General features: G+C 64.7%; 15 protein-coding genes and 1 pseudogene. 7 read left to right on the forward strand and 9 right to left on the reverse strand.

Annotated elements, in window-relative coordinates; all coding sequences use genetic code 11:
- The first annotated feature begins 30 nt into the window (after positions 1-30).
- Positions 31-1,176 (forward strand): esterase-like activity of phytase family protein, encoded by a 1,146-nt coding sequence (locus GEV02_RS03725; RefSeq protein ID WP_152836582.1) that lies wholly within the window; start codon positions 31-33, stop codon positions 1,174-1,176.
- Here GEV02_RS03725 and GEV02_RS03730 read toward each other — a convergent pair.
- Entirely contained in the window at positions 1,142-2,887 is a 1,746-nt protein-coding gene (locus GEV02_RS03730) for a putative bifunctional diguanylate cyclase/phosphodiesterase (RefSeq protein ID WP_235922639.1), read from the reverse strand. The two genes, GEV02_RS03725 and GEV02_RS03730, sit on opposite strands and share 35 nt — an antisense overlap.
- A 144-nt stretch (positions 2,888-3,031) precedes the next feature.
- Between GEV02_RS03730 and GEV02_RS03735 the strand changes: the two genes are divergently transcribed.
- Together GEV02_RS03735 and GEV02_RS03740 are read left to right on the forward strand one after the other, a co-directional pair.
- Complete coding sequence (locus GEV02_RS03735) at positions 3,032-3,754, forward strand: Crp/Fnr family transcriptional regulator (RefSeq protein ID WP_152836586.1); 723 nt, start codon at positions 3,032-3,034, stop codon at positions 3,752-3,754.
- Positions 3,751-4,416, forward strand: coding sequence for a Crp/Fnr family transcriptional regulator (locus GEV02_RS03740; protein ID WP_152836588.1), 666 nt, complete (start codon positions 3,751-3,753; stop codon positions 4,414-4,416). The genes GEV02_RS03735 and GEV02_RS03740 overlap by 4 nt, the downstream gene beginning before the upstream one ends.
- Positions 4,417-4,429: 13 nt before the next feature.
- On the opposite strand, the gene GEV02_RS03745 is transcribed toward GEV02_RS03740, so the two are convergent.
- Both GEV02_RS03745 and GEV02_RS03750 read right to left on the reverse strand, forming a co-directional pair.
- A complete protein-coding gene (locus GEV02_RS03745) occupies positions 4,430-4,642 on the reverse strand; it encodes a 2-hydroxymuconate tautomerase family protein (protein ID WP_152836590.1) in 213 nt (70 codons plus the stop codon).
- 11 nt (positions 4,643-4,653) lie between these two features.
- On the reverse strand, positions 4,654-5,385 hold the full coding sequence (locus GEV02_RS03750) for an SDR family NAD(P)-dependent oxidoreductase (RefSeq protein WP_152836592.1): 732 nt from the start codon (positions 5,383-5,385) through the stop codon (positions 4,654-4,656).
- Between the two features lie 111 nt (positions 5,386-5,496).
- Here GEV02_RS03750 and GEV02_RS03755 point away from each other — a divergent pair, with 111 nt between their 5' ends.
- On the forward strand, positions 5,497-6,423 hold the full coding sequence (locus tag GEV02_RS03755) for a LysR family transcriptional regulator (protein WP_152836594.1): 927 nt from the start codon (positions 5,497-5,499) through the stop codon (positions 6,421-6,423).
- On the opposite strand, the gene GEV02_RS03760 is transcribed toward GEV02_RS03755, so the two are convergent.
- Entirely contained in the window at positions 6,420-7,277 is an 858-nt protein-coding gene (locus tag GEV02_RS03760) for a LysR family transcriptional regulator (protein ID WP_152836595.1), read from the reverse strand. The two genes, GEV02_RS03755 and GEV02_RS03760, sit on opposite strands and share 4 nt — an antisense overlap.
- 78 nt (positions 7,278-7,355) lie before the next feature.
- On the opposite strand from GEV02_RS03760, the gene GEV02_RS03765 reads away from it, so the two are divergent.
- Entirely contained in the window at positions 7,356-8,786 is a 1,431-nt protein-coding gene (locus GEV02_RS03765; protein WP_408014842.1) for an MFS transporter, read from the forward strand.
- A gap of 22 nt (positions 8,787-8,808) precedes the next feature.
- Here GEV02_RS03765 and GEV02_RS03770 read toward each other — a convergent pair.
- Positions 8,809-10,251: pseudogene (locus GEV02_RS03770) on the reverse strand (RecQ family ATP-dependent DNA helicase); the annotation flags it as partial.
- 179 nt (positions 10,252-10,430) lie between these two features.
- Here GEV02_RS03770 and GEV02_RS03775 point away from each other — a divergent pair.
- Entirely contained in the window at positions 10,431-11,552 is a 1,122-nt protein-coding gene (locus GEV02_RS03775) for a mechanosensitive ion channel family protein (RefSeq protein WP_152836597.1), read from the forward strand.
- Positions 11,553-11,597: 45 nt separating this feature from the next.
- Positions 11,598-11,933, forward strand: a complete 336-nt coding sequence (locus GEV02_RS03780; protein WP_152836598.1) for a PilZ domain-containing protein — start codon at positions 11,598-11,600, stop codon at positions 11,931-11,933.
- 5 nt (positions 11,934-11,938) lie between these two features.
- Here the strand turns inward: GEV02_RS03780 and glpK are convergent, their stop codons facing one another.
- From glpK to GEV02_RS03800, 4 genes are read right to left on the reverse strand one after another with little or no spacing between them, the layout of a single operon-like run.
- Positions 11,939-13,426 carry a glycerol kinase GlpK gene (glpK, locus tag GEV02_RS03785; protein WP_152836599.1) on the reverse strand — a complete coding sequence of 496 codons (1,488 nt, stop codon included), beginning with the start codon at positions 13,424-13,426 and terminating at the stop codon, positions 11,939-11,941.
- Positions 13,419-14,936, reverse strand: a complete 1,518-nt coding sequence (glpD, locus tag GEV02_RS03790) for a glycerol-3-phosphate dehydrogenase (RefSeq protein ID WP_152836600.1) — start codon at positions 14,934-14,936, stop codon at positions 13,419-13,421. Before glpD ends, glpK begins: the two co-directional genes overlap by 8 nt.
- Complete coding sequence (locus GEV02_RS03795) at positions 14,933-15,766, reverse strand: SDR family oxidoreductase (protein WP_152836601.1); 834 nt, start codon at positions 15,764-15,766, stop codon at positions 14,933-14,935. Before GEV02_RS03795 ends, glpD begins: the two co-directional genes overlap by 4 nt.
- Entirely contained in the window at positions 15,763-16,635 is an 873-nt protein-coding gene (locus GEV02_RS03800) for an alpha/beta fold hydrolase (protein WP_152836602.1), read from the reverse strand. The genes GEV02_RS03795 and GEV02_RS03800 overlap by 4 nt, the downstream gene beginning before the upstream one ends.
- Positions 16,636-16,646 lie beyond the last annotated feature (11 nt).

The following is a 16,646-nucleotide window of genomic DNA, read 5'->3' on the forward strand; positions in this document are numbered from 1 at the left end:
TATACTTCGTGCATGACTATGAAACCTTCAATGCCTATATGGCGCCGTGCCATATCGCTGCTCGCCTTGTCGCTCCTGTTGACTGCCTGCGCGCCAATGACGACGACCAAGGCGCCGCCGGAATCCGTGGCAAGCCTGCGCTTCATCGGCGAGCAGCGCCTGCCATGGCGCCTGCAGTTCCAGGACACCATGGTTGGCGGCCTGTCCGGCATCGACTACGACGCGGCCAGCGGCGAATGGCTGCTTATCAGCGATGACCGGTCGGCCAATAACCCGGCCCGCTACTACCGCGCGCGCCTGTCCTACGACCTGCAGGCATTCAATTCCGTCGAGCTGACCGGCGTATCGACCCTGCTTCAGCCGGATGGCACTACCTACCCATCCAAGGAGGAATACAAAACCCGTGGCGGTGTCGTGCCGGATCTGGAAACCATTCGCGTCGACCCGCAGGACGGCAGCATCTGGTATGCCAGCGAAGGCGATGCCGGCATGGGCCTCGATCCCTTCGTGCGCCATGCAACGCGGGACGGCCGCTATCTATCGACGCTGCCGCTGCCCGCCATGTTCAGCGTCTCCGCCGATCACAAGACCGGGCCGCGCAACAACCTGAGTTTCGAAGGCATGAGCTTCGCGCCGGACGGCCGTACGTTGTGGGTGTCGATGGAAGGCCCGATGTACCAGGACAGCGAAGCCCCCACGCCGGAACAGGGCTCGGTCAACCGCATCACGCACTTCGCCCGCGACGGCAAGGTGCTCGAACAGTTCGCCTATCCGCTGAGCGCCATACCGGCCGCGCCGGGCAAAGGCAAGTACGCGGACAACGGCATCTCCGAAATCGTCGCGCTCAGCGACACCCGGTTGCTGGTGATGGAACGCTCCGGCGTGCAAGGCGAGGACGGCAAGTACAAGGACTATGTGCGGCTGTTCGAGATCGACGCCGACGGCGCCACCGACATCCAGCAACTGCCGGCGCTGCAAGGCGCCAGCTACCGGCCTGTGAAAAAGCGGCTGGTCCTGGACCTCAACCAACTGAACCTGCCGACGATCGATAACCTGGAAGGCATGTCCTTCGGCCCGATGCTGGCCAACGGCCACGCCAGCCTGGTGCTCATCTCCGACGACAACTTCGGCAAGAACCAGGTCATACAACTGCTGCTGTTCGAGGTAAATCCTTAACCAGCGCCCGCAGCTGCGGCTCCGGCACCGGACGGCTGAACATATAGCCCTGGTAGCGCCGGCAGCCCAGCTCCTCCAGCAGCGCGCGCTGGGCTTCTGTCTCAACGCCTTCGGCGATCACCTCCAGTTGCAGGCTGCGCGCCATCGCGATGATGGTGCGTACGATCACCTGATCGCTGCTGTCGCTGACCAGATCCCGTACAAAGGACTGGTCGATCTTCAGCTGATTCAACGGCAGCCGCTTCAGGTATTGCAGCGACGAGTAGCCGGTGCCGAAATCGTCCAGCGCAAATCGCACCCCCATCGCCTTCAGCAGCTGCATGCAGGAGATGGTGTCTTCCGTCTTCTCCAGCAATACACCCTCGGTCAGTTCCAGCTTCAGCAAGCGCGGATCGATATCGTGCCGCCGCACAGCCGCGCGCACCTGCTCGCCGAATTCCGCTTGATGGAACTGCTGGGCACTGACGTTGATCGCCAGGATCAGGTGCGCCATCTCCGGCACCCGCTGCCAGGCCTTCAGCTGCGCGCACGCCGTCTCCAGCACCCAGCTGCCGATCGGCAGTATCAACCCCGTTTCCTCCGCCAGCGGAATGAAGCTGGCGGGCGACACCAGCGCGCCATCGTCGCGCACCCAGCGTATCAGCGCTTCCGCGCCGCGTGCCTGGCCGTGCTGGTCGACCTGCACCTGGTAGTGCAGTGCAAACCGGTGCCGCTCGATGGCGTGGCGCAGGTCGTTTTCCATTTGCGCGCGTTCGCTGATGCGGTCCTGCATCTGGCGGTCGAAGAAGCGCATGCCGTTGCGTCCCGCCTGCTTGGCCTGGTACATGGCGATATCGGCCTGCATCAGCAGCTCGTCAGGATGCGGCGGCAGCGCGCCATGGAACAGCGTGACGCCGATGCTCGGCGTGCTGCGGCACAGATGCTTTCCCAGTTCGTAGGGCCGGTTCAGCGTCGCCAGTATCTTGGCGCCCAATGCCTCGACTTCTCCGGCCGCGTCCCGCGCACCGCTGCTCAAGCCTTCGACTAGCACCACAAACTCGTCGCCGCCCAGCCGCGCCACAGTGTCGCCCTTGCGCAGGCCCGATTGCAGGCGCTCCGCCACCTGTTGCAGCAACTGGTCGCCGACGTTGTGGCCCAGGGTGTCGTTCAGAGTTTTGAAGTTATCGAGGTCGATGAACATCAGCGCGCAGTGGCTGTCATGCTGGCTGCTGGCCGCGAGTACCTGCCGCAGACGGTCCAGCAGCAGGCGGCGGTTGGGCAGCCGGGTCAGCGGATCGTAGAAGGCCAGGCTGCGGATTTCATCGTTGGCCGCTTTGCTGAGCGTGATGTCGGTCAGCGCGGCGACGTAGTTGATGATGACGCCCTCGCGGTTGCGCACCGCCGTAATGCTCAGGTGCTCTGGATAGACCTCGCCGTTCTTGCGGCGGTTCCAGATCTCCCCTTCCCAGCTGCCCTCGCGCGCGATGGCCGCCCACATCGACGCATAAAAGCCCGGCACGTGGCGGCCGGAGCTCAATAGCCTCGGCGTCTGCCCCAGCACTTCGTCCGCGCCGTAACCGGTGATGCGGACGAAAGCCTGGTTGACACGCACGATGCGGCCGCGCGCATCCGTCACCATCATGCCCTGCGCGGCTTCAAACACGGTTGCAGCCACGCGCAGGACGGCGTCGGCATCGGCCGTGGCGATGGGCGCCGCTGCACAAGCGCTCATGGAGTATTTCATCTAAAACCCTAGCTACTAACAAATCAGTCAGCAGAGACTACTGATCTTCATCAAGAAATTAATTGATCTGGATCAAAGAAATTAAAGTTACACATCACTAACATGATCTCATCGTAGCAAAAGTAGAAAATCATGAACATTTCAAACGAGCGCAATAACTGCACCGAATGCGAACACCGCATGACTTGCGTGGGCGCCGCCGCGGGCAACCGCGACGCCAGCCAGCGCATACGCATCGAGCGCCACACCAGCCTTTACGAGGCCGGATCCATGGTCGGCGACCATATCTTCAACATCCGCAAGGGCAGCTTCAAAGTGCTGCGCGCGGCGCAGTGCGGCCCGGCGCAGATCATCGGCTTCGCGCTGGCGCCGGACTTCCTGGGTCTGGACGCGTTGGACAGCAGGCTGTATGCCAACACCGTCGTCGCGCTGGAAGACAGCGAAGTATGCAGCATCAACTGGAACCGCCACGCTTTCGAGGGCCGCCGTCGTCCGGTGATGCGCGCCAGCCTGCACGCCCTGTTGAGCCGCGAGATACGCCGCGAACAGCGCGCCGCCCTCATGCTGCGCAACACCCAGGCGGAGCAGCGCATGGCGGACCTGCTGCTGTCGCTGTCGCAGCGCCGCGCCGAATACGGCCATGAGCCGGAGCAGTTCCGGCTGCCGATGTCGCGCTGCGATATCGCGAGCTATCTTGGCGTCACCGCGGAATGCGTGAGCCGGCTGCTGCTGAACTTCAAGCAGCGGGCGCTGTTCGAACTGCGCCGCCGCGACATCAAGCTGCTCGACATGCCGGCGCTGCACCACCTGGCGCTGGGCCGGGCGCCATCGCCACCCGTGTTGGTGGCCGCATGATGGTCATGGACCTCGCCCAGTACCAGCTTGGCAGTTCGCTGCAGGTACCGCGCGGCGCCCACCTGTTCCGCACGCAGGATGAGGTGTGCGGCGATCTGCATTTTGTCCGCAGCGGCCATCTCAAGCTGTACCAGCCTTGCGGCGACGGCGTGCAGCGCATTATCGATTTCGTACGGCCCGGCGACTGGCTGGGCATCGACACCATAGGCGAACAGCATCGACACGCCTCCGCGCTCGCGCTGACGGACTGCCTGATCGATGTGGTGCAGTATCGCCAGCTGGCGGAACTGATGGACGAAGAGCCTTACAGCTGCGACCTGTTCAGCGCGATGCTGAGCCGCGAGATCGACCGCCAGCAGCTGGCCGCCGCCATCCTGCGCAGCGCCGGCGCCTGCCAGCGCATCGTGATGTTCCTGTTGCAGCGCGCCGGCCCGGCGCCGCAAGCGCCGTCGCCGGAGATGCACTCGCCGCTGCCGATGTCGCGCCAGGACATCAGCGACTACCTCGGCCTGACCCCGGCCACGGTCAGCCGCACGCTCAGCGTGTTGAAGCGCAATGGCTGGATCTCGCTGGGCCAGCGCGGCTTCGTGGTGCTGTCGCGCTCCGCACTGGAACAGGTGGCGTCCGGCGCGCCGGTGAGCATCATCCAGCACGCCGCCTGACCCCAGCGTCACTTCATGCCGCAGCCTTGGGGCGTCGCCTGCGCGTGGTGATGCTCTCGCGGTTCAATCCCCAGTTATCGGTTTCCACCTCGTCGATGATGACGAAGGTGGTTGCCGGGTCTTTGCTCAACACGCGGGTGAGCAAGTCAGTGACGCCTTCGATCAGCTCCAGCTTCTGGGCCGCCGTAACGCCTTCATTGGTAACGCGGATGTTCACGTAGGGCATGACGCCGCTCCTTACCAGGTGCCGGCGGTGGCGCCGCCGTCGACCGGCAGCACCACACCACTGGTGAAACCGGATTCGGTCAGGTACAGCACCGCGTCCACCACATCCTGCACACCGCCGATTTCCCCGCTGGGCGAAAGCCCTTTCAGGAAGGCGCGCGTACCTTCGTCCTTGCCGTGCATCGGCGTATCGATGATGCCGGGAGCGACCGCGTTGACCTTGACGTTGGATGCAGCCAGTTCCAGCGCCAGGCCGCGCGTGGCGTGATTCAGGCCGCCCTTGATCAGGATGGGCAGCAGCGCCGGCACCTTGGCGGTCGGCTGGATCGCCAGGCTGGCGGTGATGGTGACGATATGGCCGCTGCGGTTGGCGCTCATATGCCGCGCCGCCGCCTGCGATGGATAGAGGAAGCCCATCAGATTGGTGTCGACGATGGATTTCACTTCGTCCGGCGTGTAGTCGGCGACCGGCTTGGCGATGAAGATGCCGGCGTTATTAACCAGAATATCGACCTGGCCGAAAGCCGCGACGGCGCGCTCGAACAGCAAGGTGGCGGTGGCCGGATCGGCGATATCGCCAGCCACCGGCAGGAAGTTGGCGGGATTGCCCCACTGCGCGGCCGCCGTTTGCAGACGGTCCAGCGTGCGGGCATTGCCCACCACGTTGTAGCCACGTTTGATGTAAGCCTCTGCGATGGCAAAGCCTATGCCGCTCGATGCGCCGGTGACGATCACTGTTTTCATGGTGTTTCTCCTTTTAGGTTACGGTGAAGATCACTATACTTATGACCTCGGCGTTGATAAACACATGCCATTGCAAGATAATTGATACACAATGTAATCAATGAGGCGAATATGAAGCGCTATTTCGACGATGTCCTGTTGGGCAGCATAGAGCTGTTCTGCTTTGCTGCGGAACTGGGCAGCTTTACCGCCGCAGCAGCGGCGGCCAGCGTTACGCCCGCTGCGGTCAGCCGCTCCATCGCCAGGCTGGAGGAAAGGCTGGGCGTGCGCCTGTTCGTGCGCACCACCCGCCAGATCCGCCTGACCGACGGCGGCAGGATCTACTTCGAACAATGCAGGCAGGCGTTGTCGCAGTTGACGGACGCGGAGCGCCAGGTCACAGGCAGCCAGGCCAAGCCGGCGGGCATGCTGCGGGTCAGCGCGCCGACGCCGTTCGCCCACTATCGCCTGCTGCCGCTGCTGGGGGAGTTCCGCCGCAAATACCCGGAAGTCACGCTAGATATCCACGTCAGCAACCGCAATATCGACTTCGCCGACGAAGGCTACGACCTGGCGATACGCGGCCGCGCGCCGGCCGATTCGAGTCTCATCGCGCGCAAACTGGAAGACGCGGAACTGGTGCTGGTGGCGTCACCCGTCTACCTCAAGCGCCACGGCAGGCCACGCAAGCTGGAAGACCTGGCCAAGCACGAATGCATACAGTTCGAACTGCCCAGCACCGGCCGGCGCATACCGTGGCTATTCATGCAGGACGGCGTGGAGACCGATGTGCCGACCAACGGCGGCCTATGCTGCTCGGAGGACGTGCTGGGCATCGTGACGCTGGCGCGTGCCGGCGCAGGGCTGGTGCAGACCTACCGCTACATCGTCGAACAGGACCTGGAGCGCGGCGACCTGGTGGAACTGCTGCCACAGCATGGCGGCACGTCGCGGCCTTTTATCCTGCTCTACCCGCACGCGCGCCACCTGTCGCTGCGAGTACGCACCTTTGTCGACTTCCTGGTGGCGCACCTGCCGCGCCGTCAGGCCAAGCCTTAAGCGAGGCTTTCCGCGAACGCGCTGCGGGCCGGGTGGTGCAGCACGTCCCTGCGCCATACCAGCAGGGTTTCCACGTGCGCGATATGCGGCGGCAGCGCGTGCTGGCGTATCGTCCTGGCCAGCTTGCGCTGGTTGAGTATCTCCTTCGGCATGATCGCCACGCCCATCCCCGCCGCCACGCAGCCAAGGATCGCTTCGTAGGTACCGAACTCCGATACGCGCGCCGGCGCCACGTCGCCCTCGGCGAACCAGGCCTCCAGACGGCGCCTGTAGGTACAGCCGGAACGGAACACCAGCAGATTGCGTCGCGCCACCTCCTGCGGCGACGCCACCGGCGGATGGTCGTGGCAGGTAATCAGCACCAGCTCTTCCTCGAACGCCGGCAGGCAAGCCAGTTCGGCGTGCGGCACCGGGCCGGCTACCAGGGCCACGTCCAGCCGGTGTTTCAGCACGCCCTCAAGCAACTGGTCGGTCGGCGCGGTATCCAGCATCAGCTCCACATGCGGATGCTTGCGATGGAACGCGGCCAGCACCTGCGGCAGGCGGGCCGCGGCCGTGGTCTCCATCGACCCGATACGCAACTGGCCGGACGGCTTCTGGTCCGGCTGCACGGCGGCCTGCGCCTCATCCGCCAGCTGCAACAGGCGGTCGGCGTAGGACAGCAGCCGCGAACCCTCGGCGGTGATCTGCAGCTTGCGGCCGGAGCGCAGGAACAGGGCCACGCCCAGCGACTCCTCCAGCTGCGTGAGACGGGCCGATACATTGGACTGCACGCGGTTCAGGCGCGAGGCGGCCAGCGTGACGCTGCCCTCTTCGGCAACCGCTTTGAAAATGCGCAGGGCGGAGAGTTCCATAGTCGATTCTTAAAATGAGATAGATAGCTTCATTATTATTCATTTTTTTAAATAGTCAAACCATCCTATAGTGCAGTCATGAAAACCGACCGCCCCCCTTCCCTGGCCATCCTGCTCGCTTGCAGCTTCGCCTTTATCATCGTCCAGCTGGATGTCACCATCGTCAACGTCGCCCTGCCGCAGATAGGCCGCGAGTTGGGTGCGAGCGTGACGGACCTGCAGTGGGTGGTGGACGCCTACACGCTGGGCTTCGCCGTCTTCCTGCTGTCCGCCGGCGCGCTGGGGGATAAATTCGGTTCGCGCCGCACCTTCATGACAGGCTTTGCGTTGTTCACGGCGGCCTCGCTGGCGTGTGCGATGGCGCCTACCGCGCTAGTGCTCAACATCGCCCGCGCGCTGCAAGGCACCGGCGCCGCGCTGCTGGTGCCCAGCTCCCTCGCCATCCTCAACACCACCTACGCCGACGACAAGGCCATGCTGGCAAAAGCCGTCGCCTGGTGGACCGCAGCGGGCGGCGTGTCGATCGCGGCGGGGCCGGTGCTGGGTGGCCTGCTGCTGTCGGTCTCGGGCTGGCGCAGCATCTTCTGGGTCAATATCCCCATCTGCATTGCCGGCTTCTGGCTGACCCGCCGCGTAGTGCCGGCGGCGGCCGGCCGCGACCCGCACCGTTCACTGGACCTGGCGGGACAGCTGCTGGCCATCGTGGCGCTGACCGGCTTTATCGGCGCCGTCATCGAATTCGAAGCACTGGGCTGGTCGCACTGGCTGGTAGGGGCAGGCCTGGCTGCTGCGGGCGTAGCCGGAGCGCTGTTCATCCGCGTCGAGGCGCGCAGCTCATCGCCGATGTTGCCGCTGGCCTTGTTCCGCAGCGCGCCCTTCTCCGGTGCGGTGATGTTCGGCGTGCTGATGAATTTTTCTTACTACGGCGTGATCTTTGTGCTCAGCTTCTATCTTCAGAAAGTGCGCGGCTTCAGCGTGCTGCATGCGGGGCTGGTGTTCCTGCCGTTGACGGCGACCTTCATCCTGTCCAACATCGTCAGCGGCTGGATGGCGTCAAGGACCGGGCTGCGCATACCGATGATCGTCGGCTCGCTGATAGGCGCCAGCGGCTATGCGCTGCTGGGCTGGTGGGGTATATCGGGCCACGCCACTTTCGTGCAGATGCTGCCGGGACTCGCGTTGATCCCCGCCGGCATGGGACTGGCGGTACCGGCGATGACCACTTCCATCCTGTCCGGCGTGGATCGGCGCCAGGCTGGCACCGCGTCCGCGGTGCTGAATACGGCGCGTCAGGTCGGCGGCGCGCTGGGCGTGGCGATATTCGGCGCCATGATCGCGGCGGACGCCGGCGTGGCGGATGCCAGCTTCGGCATCCTGGAGGGCATCAAGCTGGCGATGGCGATATCAAGTGCGCTGCTGCTACTGGCGGCGGTGCTGGCGGTTGCGTGTATCCGTCCACGCCCGCCGGCTCCGTCCCTGGCTCCAGCTGCACAGGACTGTCCTGGATAGACGGCGGTGACAGGCAGTTGTCGCACTGGCAGCAGTGCTCGAAGTCCTGCGGGCGGTCGTCGAAGTAGTCGAGCAGCAGCTTCCAGCGGCAGTAGCCGCTCTGGGCGTAGGACACCATCTGCTCCAGCCCTTCGCGGTCGCGTTCATGCTTGTCGATGTAGACCCGCGCCATCTGATCAAACTGCGCCGCCTTCGGCACGCCGCCGGTCAGCACATAGGCCAGCTTGCGATTGCGGCTCAACAGCTTGCCGTCCTTGAGCATCTTCAGGCAGATTTTCAGCTGGCTGGCCGGTACCTGCTCCAACAGCGATTTCAGTTCGGATTCCGTAAACGACGCCTGGCCCAGCGCCACCGCCGCCTCGTACACCGCCTTCAACTCTTCGGCGGACGGATAATGCTTGATCAGGAAGTACTGCTGCAGGCGCTTGTCCGCATGGTAGTAAAGCAGCGTGCATTCGGCGTCCAGCCCATCGCGGCCGGCGCGGCCGGACTCCTGATAGTAAGCCTCCAGGTTGGCCGGCACCTGCAAGTGAATGACGAAGCGCGTGTCGCTCTTGTCGATGCCCATGCCGAATGCGTTGGTCGCCACCATCACACGCCGCTCGCCACTCATGAACAGGCTCTGGTTCTCGCTGCGCTCGGCGGCCTTCAGCTTGCCGTGGTAAAGCGTGACGCTTTCACCGGCGTCCTGCAGCAGACCATGCAGCTCCTCGGCCGCCTTGACGGTGGCGGTATAGACGATGCCCACGCCGGCGCTGTCGCGCACCAGTTGCAGCGCTGCCGCGTACTTTTCTTCCGGGTTGGTCACTTGCCGCACGCGATAGTGCAGATTGGGCCGGAAGATGCCGGTGTTGACGACCTCCATGCGCGGACGGCCCAGCTGCTTGCGCATATCGGCGATCACTTCATCGGTGGCGGTGGCGGTCAACGCCAGCAGCAACGGCCGGCCCAGCGCATCCAGCGCAGCGCCTATCTCCAGATAGGCCGGACGGAAATCGTGGCCCCATTGTGAAATGCAATGTGCTTCGTCGATCACCACCAGCGCGATGCTGCTTTGCTTGAGCAGCGCCAGGAAATCCGGCGTGATCAGACGCTCCGGGGTGCAAAAGATCACATCCTTGTCCGCATTGCCGATCGCTTCCAGCGCAGCCACCTCGTCGCCGCGCGACAGGCTGCTGTTGATCTGGGCCGCACTGGCGATGCCTGCATCTTCCAGCTTCTCGGCCTGGTCCTTCATCAGCGATATCAGCGGCGACACCACCACCGTCACGCCTTCCAGCAGGCAGGCCGGCAGCTGGTAGCACAGCGACTTGCCGCTACCGGTCGGCATGACGGCCAGCGTGTCCTGTCCCGCCAGCACGCTTTCGATCACACTGCGCTGGCCATCGCGCAGCGCCTGCATGCCGAATACCTTGCACAGCACGTCGGCGATCTGTTTTCTTTGCCTGGTTTGCGGGCTTGCCATGTCATAGTCTCCATTCAGCGGCACCTACCGCCATCTATACAGACTAGCCAGCGGCGCCGCATCGGTATGTACGACAGCACACCCTGCGGCTGATGCATTCTGGAAAAGTGCGCAGGCTGAACGCAAGCTCGGGTTAGGCTGACGGCTTTCCAATCGACGCTAACGTGAAAGGTGCCCACATGGACATCAACAAACTGACCGCGCCGCTCGCCGGCGTCAGCACCGAAGAATGGATGACCGCGATCGCAGCCGCCGTAATCAGCTTCCTCGCCATCCACGCCGGCGTGATGCTGCTGCGCCGCCAGCTGTGCCGCATGGCCGAGCAAGGCCGGGCCGAAAAGCCATTCGCCGAACTGCTCAAGGGGACGCTGGCCCGCACCAGCAACCTCGCCGTGATCCTGATATCGCTGCTGCTTGGCCTGTCGCTGCTGGATCTGGCGCCGCCGTGGGATCAGCGCGTGCAGCACCTGTGGTTTATCGTTCTTGGCTTGCAGCTGATGCTGTACCTCGACCGCGCAGTCACCATCGGCACGCGGCGCTATTTCCAGCAGCATGCCGAGGATGAAGCCGCGCCGTCCACCGTCGCCAACACGCTGGTCGGCTGGGCCGTCAAGGCCATGCTGTGGATCGTCTTCCTGCTGGCGGTGCTGTCCAACTTAGGCATCAACGTCTCCACCTTCGTCGCCAGTCTGGGCATAGGCGGTATCGCGGTGGCGCTGGCCGTTCAGAATATCCTGGGCGATTTGTTCGCATCGCTGTCGATCGCGGTGGACAAGCCGTTCGAAGTCGGCGACGCGATCTCGGTGGCCGGCACCTCCGGCACGGTGGAGCATGTGGGACTGAAGACCACGCGCATCCGCGCCGACAGCGGCGAGCAGATCGTCATCTCCAACGCCGACCTGCTGAAAAACGTGGTCCGGAATTTCAAGCGCATGTCCAACCGCCGGGTGCAGTTTTCGCTGCGCGTGAACCCGGCAACGGCGCCGGCGCTGGCCTCCGCCATACCTGCGGCCCTGCGCGAGATCATCGAGCGGCAGCAGAACGTGCGCTTCGAACGCGTGCACCTCAAAGCGATCACCCAGGATGCGCTCGAATTCGAGCTGGTGTTCTACGTTCTCAATTCATCGTACGGCAGCTACATGGATGCGCAACAGGCGATACTGCTCGCTTCCATGGAGAAGTTCGAACAGCTCGGTGTCACCACCAATAATCCTGCCTATCATCTGGTGGTGGAAAGGCACGCGCCTTCCGGCGAAACGCCGCGCCAGGCGCCAAGGGCATTGAAGGTTCAGCCTCGGTAGACGTTCAAATCTGTCATACTGACGTTTTTTCGCTGGTATAGATAGATGGACCCGAGACGAGAACATGTACGCCGGCTGCTACAAGTGGATGCCCACGTCAGCGACATGGATGGCCAAAACAACGCCATCGCACAAATCATAGACATTTCGCGCATGGGCGTGGCCTTCCTCAGCGATCACCAGCTGCCGGTGGACAGCACCTATGTGCTGACTTTCAGTTTTCCAGGCAGCGTTGTCCAGAACAAAGTCACGCTGATCGTGCTGCACAGCGCCTTGATCGGAACGCACGGCCGCTATCGCAACGGCGCGCGCTTCCTGACCATCCCCGACGAGACGGCGGAACTGATCTTCGAGTACGTGACCAGCGCCCCCGCGAACTGAATCCGTCAAGGCGCCAGCCAGCCGGCGGCGCGTTGCAAGGCCCGCCGCCACTGCGCCATCTGCTGCCCGCGCTGGTCGCGGCTCATGGCCGGTTCGAAGCAGCGCTCCAGCACCCAGTGCGACTCCAGTTCATCCAGACCCTGCCAGTAGCCCACGCCCAGCCCTGCCAGTTGGGCCGCGCCGAGGGCCGTGGTTTCGATGTTCACAGGCCGCACCACCGGAACGCCCAGCAAATCAGCTTGCAACTGCATCAGCATGTCGCTGCGCGAGCCGCCGCCATCCACCCGTAGCTCGGTCAGCGCCATGCCGGCGTCGCTCTCGATGGCGGCCAGCACGTCGACGTTCTGGCATGCGATGCCTTCCAGCGCAGCCCTGGCGATATGGGCTTTGCCTGAGCCACGGCTCAAACCCAGGATCGCGCCGCGCGCGAACGGATCCCAGTGCGGCGCGCCCAAACCGGTGAAGGCCGGCACCAGCATCACGCCATCTGCATCGGGCACGGTCGCGGCCAACGCATCGATCTGCTCCACGTCGTCGACGATGCCCAGGCCGTCGCGCAGCCATTGCAGCGTGGCGCCGGCCATGAAGACGCTGCCTTCCAGCAGATAGCTGTTCTCCTTCCCGCGCGTCCAGCCCAGCGTGGACAACAGCTTGTGCTGCGATGCCACCGGCTCGGCGCCGACGTTCATCAGCATGAAGCTGCCGGTGCCGAAAGTGTTCTTGGCGCTGCCGCGGCGATGGCAGGCCTGGCCGAACGTGGCCGCCTGCTGGTCGCCGGCGATGCCGGCCAGCGGCACCGGGCAGCCCAGCAGCTCCGGCAGCGTATGCGCCGCCACGCCGCTGCTGTCGACCACCTGCGGCAGCAGCGCAGGCGGTATGTCGAACAAGGCCAGCAAATCCGCATCCCAGGTTCGGGTATGCAGATTGAATAGCATGGTGCGGGAGGCATTGCCCGCATCCGTGATGTGCGCGCCAGTGAGCTTGTAGGCCAGCCAGGAATCGACCGTGCCGAAAGCCAGTTCGCCGCGTTCCGCGCGTTTGCGGGCGCCGGGTATGTGCTCCAGCATCCACTTCAGCTTTGTCGCCGAGAAGTAGGCGTCGATCACCAGGCCGGTTTTCTCGCCGACCCACGGCTCCAGACCGTGGCGGCGCAGGCTCTCGCAGTAGTCGGCGGTGCGGCGGTCTTGCCAGACAATGGCGTTCATCAGCGGCAGGCCGGTCGCGCGGTCCCACAGCACGGTGGTTTCACGCTGGTTGGCGATGCCGATGGCGGCTAGCTGCGTCGGTGCCACGCCCTGCTGCGCCAGCACTTGCCGCATCACGGTCAATTGCGATTTCCAGATCTCCTGCGGGCAGTGCTCCACCCAGCCGGGTTGCGGGAAGATCTGCCGGAATGCCTGTTGCGCCATGCCTGCCACGCGGCCTGCACGGTCGAACAGCACAGCGCGCGAGCTGGATGTGCCCTGGTCCAGCGCCAGTATGTAGTCACGCATGATGCTGCATCCATTCCGTCAGTGCCGCAGCGGTCTCGGGATGCGTGTGCAGTCCAAGCTTGGTGCGGCGCCACAGCACGTCGTCGGCGCTGCGCGCCCATTCCGCATCAATAAGGTAGCGCACCTCACGTTCGTACAGGTCTGCCGCGAACTGGCGGCCCATGCAGGCCGGCGTGCTGCATCCGTCCAGCATGCGGTGCATGCGGGTGCCGTAGGCGTGGGCATAGCGCGTTACCACGCGCGCGGGCAGCCAGCTGTATCGGCGCTGCGCCTCGCGCACAAACGCGCTGAAGCCGACCACTGAACGATCATCGGGGCGCATGCCGTGGATGTCGCCGCCCGGCAGGCAGGTTCCGGCGGTCCAGGCCTGGCCCTGCGCGCCGAGAACTGCGCACACGCGGTCGACCGCTTCCTCGGCCAGCTTGCGATAGGTGGTGATCTTGCCGCCGAAAATGGACAGCAACGGCGCCGCTTCCTCGTCCATCACCAGTTGGTAATCGCGGGTGACGGCCTTGGCGTCGCCTGCGCCGTCGTCCACCAGCGGCCGCACGCCCGCGTAGCTCCACACCACATCGGCCGGTCGCACCGGCTGTTTGAAGTAGGTGCTGCTCAAGTCGCACAGGTAGGCCACTTCTTCGGGGCTGATCTCGACCTTGCCCATGTCGCCGTCGTAATCGAGGTCGGTTGTGCCGATCAGCGTGTATTCGCCCTGATACGGAATGGCGAACACGATGCGGCCGTCCGCATGCTGAAAAATGTAAGCGTCGTCATGCTGGAAGAGACGTTTGACGACGATATGGCTGCCCTTCACCAGACGCAGGCCGCCTTTGGCCGCGCCCACAGCGCCATGGCGCAACTTCATCGCCCACGATCCGCCGGCGTTCACCACGCAGCGTGCGCGCACGCCAGTTACCCCGCCATCGTCGCCGCGCAACGTTGCCGTCCAGCGGCCATCCTCCGCCATCAAGGTCAGGCACTCGGTACGGGTTAGCACGCGGCCGCCCCGCTCCGCCGCGTCGATGGCGTTGGCGACCACCAGCCGGGCGTCATCGACGGCGGCGTCGAAGTATGTAAAGCCGCGCCGGAAGGCCGATTTGAGCGGCGCTCCGGCGGCATGGCGGCGCAGATCGATGCCCTGCGATCCGCCCAGCAGCTTGCGCGGCGCCAGATGGTCGTACAAGAAAAGGCCTGCTCTCAACATCCACGCCGGACGCAGGCCGGGCGCGTGCGGCATCACGAAACGCAGGGGCGCAATCAGGTGCGGTGCGCAGCGCATCAGCACTTCGCGTTCGATCAGCGCCTTGCGCACCAGGCCGAATTCGTAGTACTGCAGGTAGCGCAGACCGCCGTGTATCAGCTTGGAGGACGCGGACGAAGTGTGCGACGCCAGGTCGTCCTTCTCGCACAGCAGCACGGACAGGCCACGCCCGGCGGCGTCCCGCGCAATGCCGGCGCCGTTGATACCGCCGCCGACCACCAGCACATCACAATCAAAGACAGGCGGCTTCAAATGCTGGTGCTCCGGGGGCGCAGCGAATCGACCAGCATGGCGCCGAATTCATGGCCGCCCACTGCCGTCTGGCCGCCGTCGATGGGCAGCACTACGCCGTTGATATAGTCGGCGGCGCCGCTGGCGAGGAACAGGGCCAGCGACGCGATCTCCTCGCGTGCGCCGGCGCGGCCGGGGGGTATGCAGCCCAGCAGCCGGTCCCAGCTCCGCTGCCCGTCCGGCGCCAGGCGCCGCATGCCCTCGGTGTCGCCGACCGGACCCGGGGCGATGCCTACGCAGCGTATGCCTTGAGCGCCCCACTCTACGGCCAGGGTTTTCATCAACATGTCCACGCCGGCCTTGGCGGCGCAGACGTGGCTCTGCGTGGCGGTCGGCATGGTGGACTGCACCGCCGATATCGCCAGCACCAGGCCGCCCGGCTTGGCCAGGTATTCATGAGCCGCATGCACGGTGTTGAAGGTGCCGATCAAGTCGATATCGATCACCGTACGAAACCCTTTGGACGACATGTCCATGGCCGGTGCGACGAAATTACCGGCCGCGCCGGCGACCACGATGTCCAGCCGTCCGAACTCGCGCTGCGCGTGATGCAGCGCCGCGCCGACCTGGTCGTAGTCGCGCACGTCGGCGGAAAGGCCTATCGCCCTGCCGCCCGCCGCGTTGATGGCCGCTGCGGCGCGCTGCGCCTTCGCCAGATCGCGGCCGACGATGGTGACGGCCGCGCCGGCGGCGGCCATGCGCTCGGCGATGCACTGGTTAATGCCGCTGCCGCCGCCGGTGATAAAGGCTGCCTTCCCCGCCAGCAGATTCGGTTGAAACACGTCTTTCATAATTCTCCTGTCACCCTGGCCAGCCAGGCGAGCAAATTGGCGATGACTTCATCGCGGTTGGTTTCATTGAGTACCTCATGACGCGCGCCGCCGTAGACATGGGTCGAGACATCGCGCATGCCCGCCTTGCGCAGCCGCGCCACCAGCGGATCGAACCATGCCAGCATGCCGTTGACCGGGTCGCTGTCGCCGGTGAACAGGTACATCGGCAGATCCTTGGGCATGCGCGCCAGTTGCGCCGAGTCCGCGGTGCGCAGGCCGGTGTCGAAGATCGAGAACAGCGACGCCTCGGTCAACGGGAAGGCGCACAGCGGATCGGCGATGTAGGCCGCCGGCACGGCTGGATCGCGGCTCAGCCAATCCACCGGCGATTGCGCATCCGGCACCGTGGCGTTGGCCGTTTCGACCGTCCAGCCGGAGACGCGCGGGTCCAGCAGCTCCAGCGCGGCGGTGCCGGACAGCGCCACCGCGTCCAGCAGCCCGCCGTGGTCGAGCAGGTAGATCTGCGCGGCCATGGAGCCCATGCTGTGCGCCAGCATCACCATCGGCAGGCCGGGATGGCGGTCTTCGGCGTGGCGCGTCACGCGTACCATGTCGTCGACCAGCCCCTGGAAGCCGCGTGGTCCGAAATCACCCAGCGCGCCGAGTTCCCGCGCCAACATGCCGTGGCCGCGATGTTCGCTGGCGTAGACCACGTAGTCCGCCGCCACCAGCGCTTCCGCGACGTGCTGATAGCGCATCGAATGCTCGGCCATGCCGTGCACGATCTGCACGATGGCGCGAGGCTTGGTCCGGCCCTGCCAGCATATGACTTCGATCGATTGGCCGTCGTCGGCCGTCAGAGTGAGTCGCTGTTCCTGTATCGTCATCGCTGCCTCCC

This window comes from Rugamonas aquatica, from assembly GCF_009380215.1.
GTDB lineage: Bacteria > Pseudomonadota > Gammaproteobacteria > Burkholderiales > Burkholderiaceae_D > Rugamonas > Rugamonas aquatica_B.

Bases quoted from the DNA above. Each gene is read 5' to 3' on its own strand.
- GEV02_RS03725 (WP_152836582.1), top strand. From the start codon at position 31: ATGCCTATATGGCGCCGTGCCATATCGCTGCTCGCCTTGTCGCTCCTG.
- GEV02_RS03730 (WP_235922639.1), bottom strand. From the start codon at position 2,887: ATGAGCGCTTGTGCAGCGGCGCCCATCGCCACGGCCGATGCCGACGCC.
- GEV02_RS03735 (WP_152836586.1), top strand. From the start codon at position 3,032: ATGAACATTTCAAACGAGCGCAATAACTGCACCGAATGCGAACACCGC.
- GEV02_RS03740 (WP_152836588.1), top strand. From the start codon at position 3,751: ATGATGGTCATGGACCTCGCCCAGTACCAGCTTGGCAGTTCGCTGCAG.
- GEV02_RS03745 (WP_152836590.1), bottom strand. From the start codon at position 4,642: ATGCCCTACGTGAACATCCGCGTTACCAATGAAGGCGTTACGGCGGCC.
- GEV02_RS03750 (WP_152836592.1), bottom strand. From the start codon at position 5,385: ATGAAAACAGTGATCGTCACCGGCGCATCGAGCGGCATAGGCTTTGCC.
- GEV02_RS03755 (WP_152836594.1), top strand. From the start codon at position 5,497: ATGAAGCGCTATTTCGACGATGTCCTGTTGGGCAGCATAGAGCTGTTC.
- GEV02_RS03760 (WP_152836595.1), bottom strand. From the start codon at position 7,277: ATGGAACTCTCCGCCCTGCGCATTTTCAAAGCGGTTGCCGAAGAGGGC.
- GEV02_RS03765 (WP_408014842.1), top strand. From the start codon at position 7,356: ATGAAAACCGACCGCCCCCCTTCCCTGGCCATCCTGCTCGCTTGCAGC.
- GEV02_RS03775 (WP_152836597.1), top strand. From the start codon at position 10,431: ATGGACATCAACAAACTGACCGCGCCGCTCGCCGGCGTCAGCACCGAA.
- GEV02_RS03780 (WP_152836598.1), top strand. From the start codon at position 11,598: ATGGACCCGAGACGAGAACATGTACGCCGGCTGCTACAAGTGGATGCC.
- glpK (WP_152836599.1), bottom strand. From the start codon at position 13,426: ATGCGTGACTACATACTGGCGCTGGACCAGGGCACATCCAGCTCGCGC.
- GEV02_RS03795 (WP_152836601.1), bottom strand. From the start codon at position 15,766: ATGAAAGACGTGTTTCAACCGAATCTGCTGGCGGGGAAGGCAGCCTTT.
- GEV02_RS03800 (WP_152836602.1), bottom strand. From the start codon at position 16,635: ATGACGATACAGGAACAGCGACTCACTCTGACGGCCGACGACGGCCAA.